We start from the raw sequence: 12,627 nt of genomic DNA on the forward strand, positions 1-12,627 counted from the left end.
TCACTCCTGCGGTTCCCCGCACCCCGCCCCACCCCCACCTCGGGGCGACACCGCAGCTCAGCACCGTGAAAAGGGCAGACTGGCGCGCCTGAGAATCCAGTGCGCCCCACCCCCGTTACACAAGTGACGCCGTTCGAGTGATCTCCGGTATCCGCCCGCCCACCTCACCCTCCTCCCGGCGGACCGCGGGCCCTGCCCCGCCGTCCAGAAGGAGGAAGCGCATGTCCACCACCAGACGTCGGGGGGCGGCGGTGCTCGCCCTGACCGGGCTGCTGGGCGCGGCGGCCCTGAACGGCGGAGTGCCTGCGGCCGCCGCGGCGGAGGAGTTACCCGTCTACGCCGTCCGCTCGGAGGGCCTGACCGAGGACCAGGCCGCCGCCCTGCGGAAGGCGTTCGACCTGCCGTCCGTCGAGCGCACCGCCGAGGGCGTCGTCGTCTTCACCGACGAGGAGCGCCACCTGCGGGTGCCCTCCGTCGACCGCGGCGCGGGCGCCCCGGACGAGAGCGGCCAGGCGACCACGCAGACCCAGCTCGACCTCGCCGCCCTCCGCGGGCTCGAGGCCGTTCCCGTCGAGGACGCCACCAAGCGCGTCACCGAGGCCCTGCGCGGGATCGGGCTGCTGCCCGCCGAGGCCACCGCGAGCGCGTCCCACTCCACCGTCGACGTCGTCGACGGCAACGGCGCCACCGTGATCAGCGCGCCGCTGGACACGACCGTGACGTTCGACTTCACCCTGCGCGGCGTGCCGCTGGAGGGCCCGGGGTCGAAGATCCGGGTCTCCCTGGACGGCTCGGGCGCGGTCACCCACCTCACCTACGCCGCCCGCAGCGTGGTCCTCGACGGCCTCAAGCCGGTCGAGCACCTGGACCTGGGCTACCGGAAGTGCGCCGAGGTGCTGGGCGGCGCGCCGCTCGGCTCCGTCCGCTACGCCTACCCCTCGGGTCCGCTCGGCGCGGGCCAGACCCACCTGGAGCCGTTCTTCCGGTGCCAGGGCGTGGACCCGGGCGAGAGCGCCCCGGTGTTCTACCTGCCCGCCGCGGTGGGCTCCGCCGCGCCGGCGCCCGACCCGGTGCCGCCGCCGCGCCGGGCGGGCGCCGCCGGCGACGTCGGCGCCGACTGGACCACGCGGGTCGACGTCGGCAGCGAGGGCACCGGCACCTGCCAGGGCCTGTTCGGGGTGCCGGCCGACGTCAACGGCTTCAACACCCGGTTCACCTCGGCCGGCGTGCCGGTGCAGTTCAGCTGGACCGGCGCCAACGCGTGGGAGCAGGACTTCAAGGACCCGGCGTTCACCGGCGGGCAGGACCACGTCTACGCCGACGACGTCGACCTGACCTACTTCCACGGCAGCGGCGGCCCGTTCGGGCTGTCCTTCGCCCGGTGCAGCTCGGTCGACGACGCGGTGCTGCGCAACACCGAGGCCCGCTGGGGCAACCGGGACGCCGAGTGGATGAGCCTCTACGCGCCGAACCTGCTCCAGGGCACGGCGAGCGGCCAGGCGTGGTGGCAGCGGTGGGGCCGGGCGTTCCGCGGCCTGCACCAGATCAACGGCTTCGACACCGCCGTGGTGCAGAACAGCGCGTTCGGCGCCCGCTACGCCAACTACCTGCTGCGCTCGGCGCGCCCGTTCACGAGGCCGCTGAAGGTGCGCGTGGCGTGGGCCCAGGCGTCGATCGACACCCAGCCGTCGTGGGTGCGGTGGGCGACCACGGGCCCGATCGGGAACAACTGGATCGCCAACTTCGACGACTACTTCTGGAACCGCGGCCCGGTCGGCCCGGACACCCTGCCGACGGTCGGCTACTGGCGGATCTCCGGCCCGAGCTGACGGGCGGCCCGGACCCGCGAGGCCCCTGCCGACCCCCGGGTCGGGAGGGGCCTCCCCGCGTCAGGGGCCCTGGCGCCGCGGCGGCCGCCCCGGTGGCATCCGGATCACCGGCCGGAACGCCTCGCCGCCGTTGTAGCGCTCCTCCAGCTCCGCCACGTACGCCGCCACGGCCGGGTTGACGATGTCCGCCAGGCTGCGCACGCCGGCCGACGCCTCGTACGCCGCCAGGTACGTCGCCGCCGCCCGCGCGCGCTCCAGGACCTCCCGGTCGAAGTTGACCGTCCGCTGCACCCGCCGCCCCGACGACCGCTCCGGGCCGGTAGCCTGATCAACGCCCGAAACGGTCACCGCGACGGTGATCTCGTTCACTCCGGCGGCTGGTTCGGGTGCGGCTTCCGGCGGCGTGGCCATCTACGAGCCTCCTCGGCGTCGTCACTCCATTGGGCGCGGTCCGTTCGGATCGGGCATTACGCCGAACGGGGCACATTGAGTTGGTGGGCGGATGGAGGGCTCGCGGTCTTGCGCACTGAGCGTGAGCAGGAACTTCGCAATCGGGTGAACTATCCCGGCAATCGGGAGAATCCGGGGCCGTGCGTTCTCCACCGGCTTCCCCCGACCCATCATGGCTGTGGTCAGATTAGACGTAATCGACTCACAGGGGAATGGTTGTTGATCTACCCACCGCCGGCCGGCCGATACACCTCGTGACGAAGACGTGTTCTACTCGATAGCGCACCACCGGACGGACACCCCTCGGTCCGCCCGGCGAAGTCCTGCGTACTCAGGAGTACTGCAATGACCGCCATGACCCTGGTAACACTCGCCCAGCAACAGCCCGGCCTGGGCACAGGCGGGGTGCGCCAGTGGATCCTCGACAACCTGCTCCCGCTGCTCCTGCTCACGGTGGCCGTGCTGCTGCTGTGGCTGGGCGGCGGCAAGGGCGACAACGCCGGGGTCATGCGCCGCCTGGGCGGGGTGATCATCGCGCTGGCGATCGTCGGGCTGGCCGTGACCACGGACGCCGGCGCGCAGATCGGCCAGTGGCTCGCCGGCCTGTTCACTAGCGGGTGACTCTTGCGGGTACGCACTGACGACGAGGTCTACCGGGTCGACGCCGTCTGGCTCGGGCCGCCCAGGGCAACGTTCCCGTGGCGTGCGCGCTACGTCGCGTGGGGCGTCGGCATCGTGGTGTTCCTCCTGGTCACCGCCGTGCAGCGGCAGCTCGGCTTCGGGTTCGACTTCTTCAACACCGGGTGGGGCTTCGTGATCACGGTCGCCCTGACCCGCTTCATCTGCGCGCGGATCAGCCACGAGCGCCCCCTGTCGTCGGTGATGACGATGTGGGTGCGCGAGCTGACCGCGCCGCGCGAGACGACCGCGGGACGCGGTGGCGCCGCGAGCGCCGCCCGCATCCGGGTCGCCCCGCACCGCCCCCGCAAGCGCGTCAAGCGGAACCGCGCGGACCGCGTCCACGCGCCCGCCAGGTCCCAGCAGCGCACGCCAGACCGCCGTAAGAAGGAGGTGCGCGGTGTTCGGACGCCGGCGTGACCGCAACCGACGCTCCGCTGCGCACATCGCCCAGCACGCAGCCGCCGCGCGCGACGACCGCAAGGTCTACAGCAAGCGCGGCCGCCGCCTGCCCGGCGAGCAGGCCGTGCCCAGCTACACGCCGTCGATCGCCGCCCGCAGCATCGACGGCCACCTGCTGCGCACCGGCCAGGAGGTCTACGCCTGGTACCGGCTCGCGCCGCAGCGCTGGTCGTTCCGCTCGGACTCGCAGCGGCAGGACCTGATCGCCGCGATCGCGGGCCAGTACGCCGAGCTGCAGGGCCGGTGGATGCACCTGCGCGTGACGACCCGCCCCTACCCGATCAGGATGTGGGCCGAGGCGCACGTGCACAACGCAGTTCGGCGGTTGCCGGACACGCCGGGCACGCTGAGCTTCGACGACTACATGGTCGGGGAGCAGCAGCAGTTGATGGGCCGGTCGATGGCGGAGAAGGAGGTCTACCTCGGCGTCCAGGTGCAGACCCGCAACATGATGGACCGCGCGGTCGAGCGCGCCGCCCCCGTGCTGCGCAAGGTCTTCCCGGACGCAGTGGACGCCGAGCTGGTGGCCATCGAGTCCGAGATCGACCACCTGGACCAGGTGATCGGCTCCGCCGGCCTGGAGGGCCGCCCGGCCACGGCCGAGGAGATGTCCTGGCTGATGCACCGGTCGTGCTCGCTGGGCCTGCCCGCGCCGCGCAACCTGCCCGCCGTGCCCGGCGCGCCGTGGGAGCCCGAGGACCTGGCGTCGTTCACCGACGCGGCCGACTTCCACCAGGAGCCGTACTCGCCGACGGTGGTCGTGCGCGGCCGCACGGGCTCGAACGCGGGCATCAAGCGGCACGTCGCGGTGCTCACCGTCGGCCTGATGCACGGCCTGCAGATCCCCGAGGTCGACGACCCGTGGGTGCAGCGGTCGGACCGCCTGCCGGCCGCCGTGGAGTGGTCGGCGCGCATCTACGTCCGCCGCCCGGAGGAGGTCTCCGGCGAGCTGCAGCGGCAGATGAGCAAGGTGCGCTCGCAGGTCCGCCACTACACCGACGAGCACGAGCTGGAGCCGCCGCAGTCGCTGGCCCGCCAGGCGTCCCGGGTGCTGGAGATCGACGACGAGATGACGTCGGGCTTCACCGCGCTGGGCACCCGGGTCCGGTCCTGGTGGCGGCTCGCGGTGTCCGGGCCGACCGAGCGCGAGGCGCTGCGCCTGGCCCAGGCGCTGCTCGACCTCTACAAGCCGAAGGTCGCCATCGAGCACCCCGAGGCGCAGTACGCCATCGCCCGCGAGTTCATCCCGGGCGAGCCGCTGTCGTCCTCGGCGTACCTGCGCCGCGGCTCGGTGCTGTGGGCGGCCTCGTCGGTGCCCACGGCCACCGCCGAGGTGGGCGACCGCCGGGGCATCCTGCTCGGCGAGACCGTCACCGCGACCCGCCGCCCGGTGGCGTGGGACCCGTGGATGGCGCAGGAGCTGCGCGACGCCTCGGGCCTGACCGCGATGGTCGCGGGCCTCGGCGCGGGCAAGTCGTTCCTCGGCGGCGGCATCGTCTACAAGACGCTGCGCGCCGGGGCGCACTGGACGCTGCTGGACCCGTCGGGCCCGCTGGCCGCCCTGTGCGACCTGCCGGAGCTGCGCCCGTACGCCCGGCCGATCAACCTGCTCAACGCCCAGCCGGGCATCCTCAACCCGTACCGGGTGGTGGCCGAGCCGCAGCTGGAGCACTTCCTCGACGAGGACGACCCGGAGCGGGCGTGGCGGCGCGAGCGCGCGCTGGCCGCGGCCACCCGCCGCCGCCTGGTGCTCGACGTGCTGACCGGCCTGCTGCCGTTCGAGGTGGCCAGGCTGCCGCAGACCCGGATCGTGCTGCTGCGGGCGGTCCGCACGGTCGGCGGCCGGCCCGACGCGCACCCCGGCCAGGTCTTCGAGGCGCTGCGCCGCGACGCCAGCGAGCACCACGAGCACGCCGTCGTCGTCGCCGACTTCCTCGACGAGATGCGGGAGCGCATGTCGCTGCTCATCCCCGAGCAGGACGCGGACCCCTACGACGAGCAGCGCGACGACCGGCTGACCGTGCTGACCATGGCCGGGCTGAACCTGCCCAAGGACGGCGTGGGCCGCGAGCACTGGACGGACGCGGAGGCGCTCGGCGTGGAGATGCTGAACCTCGCCGCGTGGCTGACCCAGCGGTCGATCTACGAGCGGCCCAAGGACCTGCGCAAGGGCGTCTGGATCGACGAGGCGTTCTTCCTGTCCGAGGTGCCCACCGGCCGCGTGCTGATGAACCGCTTCGCCCGCGACTCCCGCAAGTGGAACGTGCGCGTGCTGCTGTCGTCGCAGATCCCGGCGGACTTCCTGCGGATCCAGGGCTTCGTGGCCCTGCTCGACTCGGTCTTCGTGGGCCGACTGGACGACGACCAGGCCCAGGCCGACGCCCTGCGCCTGCTCAAGGTGCCGGTCGGCGCGGGTTACGAGCAGGTCGTCGCCTCGCTGGGCCGCCGCCCCGGCGGCGTGCGCAACAACACCGAGCGCGACCGCGCGCCGCGGCAGTTCATCTTCGCCGACGGCGCCGGCGGCGTGGAGCGGATCCGGATCGACTTCTCCGGGCCGCACCTGGAGCACCTGCGCAACGCCCTGGACACCACGCCGGACGCCATGCGCGAGGGCGCGGAGGCGCCGCCGGAGCTGGAGGCGGCCCCGGCGCAGGACCCGTTCGCCCACGACGAGCGGCACACCGACGACTACGACGACGACGAGCTGGCCGCCGACCTGGAGGTCGGCCTCGTGGACGACCTGGTCGAGTCGGCACCGGGCGAGGGGGGAAACCGCCGCCCGGGCCGGGAAGGCGTCGCATGAGCACGCTGCTGGTGGTGGCACTGGTCGCCGCCGCGCTCTACGCGCGGCGGCGCTTCAGACGCGCCGGGGACGACGACACCCCGGTGCGCGGCCGCGCCGGCCGGTGGCGCGCCATGGCCGTGGTGGCGGCCCTGGTCGGGCTCCAGGTCGTCATCGGCGCCGCGCCGGCGCAGGCCGCCCCGTGCGGTGAGGCGCCGAACCCGGAGCGCCCGGGTTCCGGCATGGTCGGCGCGATCGACCCGCCCATCGGCAACGGCCTGCCCGAGACCCCGTACCTCAACTACGGGTACGCGGGCATGGTGTGGCACACCTACCAGGAGAAGTGCCTGGTGCCCAACGCCACCCCGGTGCTGGACACCTGGATGGGCAACGAGCTGTTCAACGTCGGCAAGAACATCGTGGGCGCGACGAACGCCCTGCACTACACGGTGGTCGGCCAGGGCCTGCTCCAGCCGCTGGACCAGGCGGTGAAGGACGGCGTCCAGAAGGTCTACGACAACGTCTACCTGCGCTGGTTCGGCCTGGTCGCGCTGATCCTGGCGGTACTGATGTTCCGCCAGATCTGGCAGGGCGACCTGGCCTCGATCAGCAAGCGGGGCCTGTGGGCGCTGGCCGCGATGTGGCTGGCGACCTCGACGCTCGCGCTGCCCCAGTTCTACGACCTGCTCGACAGCACCCTGGTCACCAAGACCTCGGAGATCCAGGCCGGCTTCATCGACGTGCAGGACGACCAGGACACCCTCGACGTGCTGCCCTCGCAGCTGCACAACACCGTCGTCTACCAGAGCTGGCTGCGCGGCGAGTTCGGCTCGCCGGAGGCGCCGCAGGCGGGCGAGTTCGGCCCCAAGCTGCTCAACGCCCAGGCGTGGACGGTGCAGGAGCTGACCGACAGCAAGGACGGCGACCAGGCCGCGCTGGAGGCGAAGAAGGCCGAGTACAAGAACATCTACAGCCAGCTCGGCCCCACCAAGGGCTACTTCAGCGGCGACGACGGCGGCCGCACCGGCGCCGGGTTCCTGTCGCTGCTGCAGGCGGTCGCGTTCTCGCTGTTCCAGCTCTTCGCCAAGGCCGCCGTGCTGCTCGCGCAGCTGCTGCTGCGGGTCTTCACGCTGGCCGGCCCGCTCATCGGCCTGGTGGCGCTGGTCCACCACGAGCTGCTGCGCAAGGTCGCCCGCGCGGCCGCCGTCACGGTGTTCAACGTGCTGGTGCTGGCGGTGCTGGCGGGCACGCACGCGCTGCTGCTCCAGGCCATCTTCAACGCCACCGGGCTGTCGCTGCTCACCCGGACGCTGCTGGGCCTGATGCTCACGCTGGTGTGCTTCATGGTCGGCAAGCCGCTGCGCCGGATGTGGCAGATGGTCGAGATGTCCGTCGGCTCGGCGAGCAACGCCCTGCCGATGCGCGGCGGCATCCTGTCCAGGCTGCGCAAGAAGCAGGAGGGCCCGACGCCGCAGGAGGAGTTCTGGGACACCGTGCGCGACACGGACCCGGACGGCCCCGAGGTGCCCCAGCGGGACCGGCGGCGGGTGCGGCCCGAGGCGGCCAACCCGGTCGTCGCCACCGCGCAGCGCCTCGACCGCGCCGGCAACAGCGTCCCCGAGCTGGCACCGGCGTCCGCCGGCGGTGGGCTCGCCGCGCTCCCGGCCGGCGGGCACGGCGGGCCCGCGGCGCTGCCCGCCGGCCGCTCGCGCGTGGTCGACACGCCGCCCGTGGCCGACCGGAGCTGGGACCGCCAGGACGACGCGGTGCTGGTGCCCTCGCGGGTGGTCGGGCAGTCGCGCCCGGTGGACAACCCGGCCGTGCCGGGCCCGCGCCGGGCCGAGACGGAGGTCGTGGCGGGACGGCAGGTCCACGTGATCTACCGGCCGTCGCGCGGGCTGGAAGTCAGGGACAGCTGATGCCGATCAGGACCAACCGCGGCCGCGCCGCGGTCTACCGACGCCTGTGGGGCTGGCCGCTGAGGTCGCCCCGCCACCTGGGTGCCGCGATCGTCGGCTTCGCCGCGGCCGTCATCGCGATCAGCGTCCTGCTCGACAACGCGGTCGGCGCCCGCGGCGGCGGCGCCGGGCCCGCGACCACCACCGCGTCCACCACGGTCGCCTCCGGCCCCGGCAACCAGGTCGGCGTGCTGCCCACGGTCACCTCGACCCCGCTGCCGACCAAGGCGCCCAGCCCCACGCCGGCGGGCACCTCGGCCCCGGTGGACCCGAACGCCCTGCTGGTCGCGGACATGTGGGTCGACGCCTTCGGCGACTTCGAACCCGGCCGCACCACCAAGGAGAAGTGGCTGGAGGAGCTGAGGCCCTACACCTCCAACGAGCTGTTCCCCCGGTTGGAGTCCATCGACCCCGTGAACGTACCGGTGGTGATCGACCAGCCGGTCAAGGCGGTCAGGTCGTTCACCGATTCGGTGGAGTTCGAGGCACCGCTGGAGGACGGCAAGCTCGTGGTGACCGTGGCGAAGCTCCCCGAGGGCTGGCGCGTGCACGAGTACGACAAGGTGGGCTGACGTGCTGAAGATCGGGATGGCGGTCGCCGCGGTGGTCGCCGTGGTCGCGGTCGTGGTGACCAACGGCGTGTCCACGGTCATCAAGGAGAACACGCCGGTCGAGGGCGGCGCGGGCGTGCTCATGGCCAGTTGCAACGCCTCGATCGGCCCGTGGACCGGCGGCGGCGAGGAGAGGGGCCGCGGCGACGCCGACCGGCTCACCGACGAGCAGCTCACCACGGTCGCCAACATCATCTCCATCGGCCGCAAGCGCGAGCTGCCGCCGCTGGCCTGGCAGGTCGCCATCCAGGCGGGCATGACCGAGTCGGGCCTGCGCAGCCTCGACCACGGCGACCGCGACTCGCTGGGCATCTTCCAGATGCGCCCGTCGATGGGCTGGGGCACGCCGCAGCAGGTGATGGACCCCGAGTACGCGATCAACAAGTTCTACGACGTGCTGCTGAAGGTCCCCGACTGGGAGCAGCAGCGGCCCGGCGACTCGGCGCAGGACGTGGAGCGGTCGGCGTTCCCGGACCGCTACCACAAGTGGGAGGCGATGGCGGCGTTCCTGATCGGGCAGGAGGGCGACGTCAGCGACCCGGCGGGCTGCGGCGAGGCCGCGGGCGACTACCTGCTCGCGTCCAGCGCGGCGGCCACCGCCATCGACTTCACCAAGCAGCAGCTCGGCGAGCCGTACCTGTGGGGCGGCAACGGCCCGGACGCGTGGGACTGCTCCGGCATCCTGGTCAAGGCGTTCGCCGCGGCCGGGATCAAGATCCCGCGCGTGGCCAACGACCAGTACGTGGCCGGCGGCGCGCACCTGCCCGTGCGCGAGGCCAAGGCCGGTGACCTGATCTTCTGGGCGACCAACCCGGCGCTGCCGGTCACCGTGCACCACGTGGCCATGTACCTGGGCAACGACGAGTACATCCACGCGCCGCAGACCGGCGACGTGGTCAAGATCAGCAAGATCAACTGGGACTACCACGAGTTGATGCCACTGGCCGTCCGGCCGGGCGTGTAGGGAGGCACGAGGGTGTTCAACCACGACCCCATCCCGCGACCGGCGGGCCCGCCGGCGTCCAGCACCCCCGCGCGGGACTACCTCAACACCCGCCCGCCCGGCACCGACGCGCAGTACGCGGTGCTGCCGCGGTCGCTGGTCGAGGCGATGCCGCTGCCGTGGCAGCAGCAGATGGCGCACCTGCTCGCCGACTTCCACCGCACCTACGGCCACCTCAACTGGCCGGTGTACCGGGTGGTGCCGTCGCGCCAGGAGCGGCTGGTCGACCTGGACGAGGAGCAGCTGGCCGAGGTCGGCGTGCTGGTCGAGATCGACTCCGACGGCGAGCTGGTCTACCGCGACCGCGCCGGCAAGAAGATCCCGGACCCCGAGCACCAGACCGCGCTGGTGTCGGTGCTCGACCCGCTCCCGGGCGAGTACGCCAACGCCAACCAGAACACCCCGCCGCGCGGCTTCCCCCAGCCCCACGCCCACCCGCAGTCGGGCCCGCTGCCCGTGCAGGCACCGCCGCCCTCCCGGTGGCGCACATGACACGCGCCGCCGCGCGTGGAAACCTGGGTGCATGGCTGCTGACCCGAACGCCTGGTACTACTGCCTGACCCACCGCACCGTCGAGCACGGCGTGGGCTGCCGCGCCGCGGACCGCATGGGGCCGTACCCGGACGAGGCCACCGCGCAGCGGGCGCTGGAGCTGGCGCGGCAGCGGACCGAGGCCGAGGACAAGGCCGACCGGGAGTGGGGCAAGCGCTGACGCCGGCCTGATCGCCACCACCGGGGTTAGGGTGCACCCATGGTGGTGATCCGCACCGGTCGTGCCGAGTCGGACCCCGGCCTGGACTTCGGCGGCGTCCGGACCGAGTTCGGGCTGCCCGACGAGTTCCCGGCCGCCGCCCTGGCCGAGGCGCAGCGGGCCGTGTCGGGCGACGTCGACCGCGCCGACCGCGAGGACGCCACGGCGCTGCCGCTGGTGACCGTCGACCCGCCCGGCTCCAAGGACCTGGACCAGGCGCTGCTGCTGGAGCGGGTCGGCGACGGCTTCCGGGTGCACTACGCCATCGCCGACCTGGGCGCGTTCGTCGAGCCCGACGGCGCGCTGGACACCGAGGTGCGCCGGCGCGGGCAGACGCTGTACCTGCCGGACGGCAACGTGCCGCTGCACCCGCCGGTGCTCTCCGAGGGCGCGGCGAGCCTGCTGCCCGGCCAGGTGCGGCCCGCGGTGCTGTGGACGTTCGGGTGCGGCCCCGACGGCGAGCCGCGCGAGGTGCGCGTGCGGCGGGCCCTGGTGCGCTCGACCGCGCAGCTCGACTACGAGGGCGTGCAGGCGGCGTTCGACGCGGGCCGGCCGCACCCGTCGATCGAGGCGCTGGCCGACTTCGGCAGGCTGCGCCGGGCCCGGGCCGCCGAGCGCGGCGCGGTGGAGCTGCAGCTGCCGGAGCAGGAGATCGTGCCCAACGGCGACGGCGACTGGAAGCTGGGCATCCGGCCCCGCGCCGACGTGGAGACCTGGAACGCCGAGGTCTCGCTGCTCACCGGCATGGCCGCGGCGAGGATCATGCTGGACGCGCGGGTCGGCGTGCTGCGGACCCTGCCGGACGCGGACGACGGCGCGGTGGAGGCGCTGCGGCGGTCCGCGCACGCCCTGGGCGTGCCGTGGCCGGACGGGGTGACGCCCGCCGAGCTGCTGGCGGGCCTGGACCCGGCGCGGCCGGAGGCGCTGGCGCTGTTCGTGGACGCGACCCGGCTGCTGCGCGGCGCCGGCTACACCGCGTTCGACGGCGAGATCCCCGAGGTCACCACGCACGCCGGCCTGGGCGCGCCGTACGCGCACGTCACCGCGCCGCTGCGCAGGCTGGTGGACCGGTTCGCCACCGAGGTGTGCCTGGCCGTGACCGCGGGCGAGCCCGTGCCGGAGTGGCTGCGGCGGGCGCTGCCGAAGCTGCCGTCGCTGATGGGGAGTTCGGACGCGCTGGCGGGCAAGGTCGACCGGGCGTGCCTGGACCAGGTCGAGGCGTGGGTGCTGCTCGACCGGGTCGGCCACGAGTTCGACGCGGTCGTGCTGCGCGCCGAGGGCGGCGGCGCGGACGTGTTCGTCGCGCACCCGCCGGTGATGGGCCGCTGCACCGGCGAGGACCTGCCGGAGGGCGAGTGGATCCGGGTGCGGCTGGTGACGGCGGACCCCGATCGCCGGAAGGTCGTCTTCGAACGCGTGTGATGTGATGGCCGGGTGACTGATATTCGTGAGCTCACCGTCGGGGTGCTCGGTGGTACCGGCGCGCAGGGCAAGGGCCTGGCGCTGCGGTGGGCCAAGGCGGGCTTGAAGGTCGTGATCGGTTCGCGCAACGCGGAGCGCGCCGAGGCCGCGGCCGAGGAGGTGCGGGCGGCGACCGGCGTCGGGCACGTCGCCGGTGCGGACAACGAGGGCTGCGCGGCGCAGTCGGACGTGGTGCTGGTGGCGGTGCCGTGGGACGGGCACGCGGACACCGTGGCGTCGCTGCGCGCGCCGCTGGCGGGCAAGGTCGTGATCGACTGCGTGAACCCGCTGGGCTTCGACAAGCAGGGCCCGTACGCGCTGCCGGTGCCCGAGGGCAGCGCCGCGCAGCAGGCCGCCGCGCTGCTGCCGGAGTCGCGGGTCACCGCGGCGTTCCACCACGTCTCGGCGGTGACCCTGGCCGACCTGGCGGTCGAGTCGATCGAGGGTGACGTGCTGGTGCTCGGCGACGACCGCGAGGCCACCGACCTGGTGCGGGCGCTGGCCGAGACCGTGCCGGGGTTCCGCGGCGTCTACGGCGGGCGGCTGCGCAACGCCGGCCAGGTCGAGGCGTTCACCGCGAACCTGATCGCGATCAACCGCCGGTACAAGGCGCACGCCGGCCTGAAGATCACCGGGCTCTAG

12 protein-coding genes are annotated in these 12,627 nt (G+C 73.5%); 11 read left to right on the forward strand and 1 reads right to left on the reverse strand.

Annotated features, from left to right (window positions below):
* Window positions 1-221: 221 nt before the first annotated feature.
* Window positions 222-1,829: a DUF6345 domain-containing protein gene (locus EKG83_RS04670; protein WP_153277873.1), complete on the forward strand. Its 1,608-nt coding sequence runs from the start codon at window positions 222-224 to the stop codon at window positions 1,827-1,829.
* Window positions 1,830-1,889: 60 nt separating this feature from the next.
* Here the strand turns inward: EKG83_RS04670 and EKG83_RS04675 are convergent, their stop codons facing one another.
* Window positions 1,890-2,240 carry a hypothetical protein gene (locus EKG83_RS04675; protein WP_033430341.1) on the reverse strand — a complete coding sequence of 117 codons (351 nt, stop codon included), beginning with the start codon at window positions 2,238-2,240 and terminating at the stop codon, window positions 1,890-1,892.
* 384 nt (window positions 2,241-2,624) lie between these two features.
* Here EKG83_RS04675 and EKG83_RS04680 point away from each other — a divergent pair, with 384 nt between their 5' ends.
* Genes EKG83_RS04680 through npdG form a run of 10 tightly spaced genes read left to right on the forward strand, consistent with a single transcriptional unit; the run spans window position 2,625 to window position 12,627 of the window.
* Window positions 2,625-2,900: a hypothetical protein gene (locus EKG83_RS04680; protein ID WP_033430340.1), complete on the forward strand. Its 276-nt coding sequence runs from the start codon at window positions 2,625-2,627 to the stop codon at window positions 2,898-2,900.
* 3 nt (window positions 2,901-2,903) lie between these two features.
* Window positions 2,904-3,377, forward strand: coding sequence for a hypothetical protein (locus tag EKG83_RS04685; RefSeq protein ID WP_033430339.1), 474 nt, complete (start codon window positions 2,904-2,906; stop codon window positions 3,375-3,377).
* Window positions 3,358-6,222, forward strand: coding sequence for an ATP-binding protein (locus EKG83_RS04690; protein WP_033430338.1), 2,865 nt, complete (start codon window positions 3,358-3,360; stop codon window positions 6,220-6,222). The genes EKG83_RS04685 and EKG83_RS04690 overlap by 20 nt, the downstream gene beginning before the upstream one ends.
* Window positions 6,219-8,120 carry a hypothetical protein gene (locus tag EKG83_RS04695; protein ID WP_033430337.1) on the forward strand — a complete coding sequence of 634 codons (1,902 nt, stop codon included), beginning with the start codon at window positions 6,219-6,221 and terminating at the stop codon, window positions 8,118-8,120. Before EKG83_RS04690 ends, EKG83_RS04695 begins: the two co-directional genes overlap by 4 nt.
* Complete coding sequence (locus EKG83_RS04700) at window positions 8,120-8,731, forward strand: hypothetical protein (protein WP_033430336.1); 612 nt, start codon at window positions 8,120-8,122, stop codon at window positions 8,729-8,731. The genes EKG83_RS04695 and EKG83_RS04700 overlap by 1 nt, the downstream gene beginning before the upstream one ends.
* 4 nt (window positions 8,732-8,735) lie before the next feature.
* Window positions 8,736-9,734: a C40 family peptidase gene (locus EKG83_RS04705; protein ID WP_033430514.1), complete on the forward strand. Its 999-nt coding sequence runs from the start codon at window positions 8,736-8,738 to the stop codon at window positions 9,732-9,734.
* A gap of 12 nt (window positions 9,735-9,746) precedes the next feature.
* A complete protein-coding gene (locus EKG83_RS04710) occupies window positions 9,747-10,265 on the forward strand; it encodes a hypothetical protein (protein WP_033430335.1) in 519 nt (172 codons plus the stop codon).
* 31 nt (window positions 10,266-10,296) lie between these two features.
* Entirely contained in the window at window positions 10,297-10,485 is a 189-nt protein-coding gene (locus tag EKG83_RS04715; protein ID WP_033430334.1) for a hypothetical protein, read from the forward strand.
* Between the two features lie 39 nt (window positions 10,486-10,524).
* Window positions 10,525-11,946 carry an RNB domain-containing ribonuclease gene (locus EKG83_RS04720; protein ID WP_153277874.1) on the forward strand — a complete coding sequence of 474 codons (1,422 nt, stop codon included), beginning with the start codon at window positions 10,525-10,527 and terminating at the stop codon, window positions 11,944-11,946.
* Between the two features lie 12 nt (window positions 11,947-11,958).
* Window positions 11,959-12,627: an NADPH-dependent F420 reductase gene (gene npdG, locus EKG83_RS04725; RefSeq protein WP_033430333.1), complete on the forward strand. Its 669-nt coding sequence runs from the start codon at window positions 11,959-11,961 to the stop codon at window positions 12,625-12,627.

The sequence above is a fragment of the Saccharothrix syringae genome (assembly GCF_009498035.1).
GTDB lineage: Bacteria > Actinomycetota > Actinomycetes > Mycobacteriales > Pseudonocardiaceae > Actinosynnema > Actinosynnema syringae.

Coding starts and splice junctions, on each gene's coding strand:
- EKG83_RS04670 (WP_153277873.1), top strand. CDS start 222: ATGTCCACCACCAGACGTCGGGGGGCGGCGGTGCTCGCCCTGACCGGG.
- EKG83_RS04675 (WP_033430341.1), bottom strand. CDS start 2,240: ATGGCCACGCCGCCGGAAGCCGCACCCGAACCAGCCGCCGGAGTGAAC.
- EKG83_RS04680 (WP_033430340.1), top strand. CDS start 2,625: ATGACCGCCATGACCCTGGTAACACTCGCCCAGCAACAGCCCGGCCTG.
- EKG83_RS04695 (WP_033430337.1), top strand. CDS start 6,219: ATGAGCACGCTGCTGGTGGTGGCACTGGTCGCCGCCGCGCTCTACGCG.
- EKG83_RS04700 (WP_033430336.1), top strand. CDS start 8,120: ATGCCGATCAGGACCAACCGCGGCCGCGCCGCGGTCTACCGACGCCTG.
- EKG83_RS04715 (WP_033430334.1), top strand. CDS start 10,297: ATGGCTGCTGACCCGAACGCCTGGTACTACTGCCTGACCCACCGCACC.
- EKG83_RS04720 (WP_153277874.1), top strand. CDS start 10,525: ATGGTGGTGATCCGCACCGGTCGTGCCGAGTCGGACCCCGGCCTGGAC.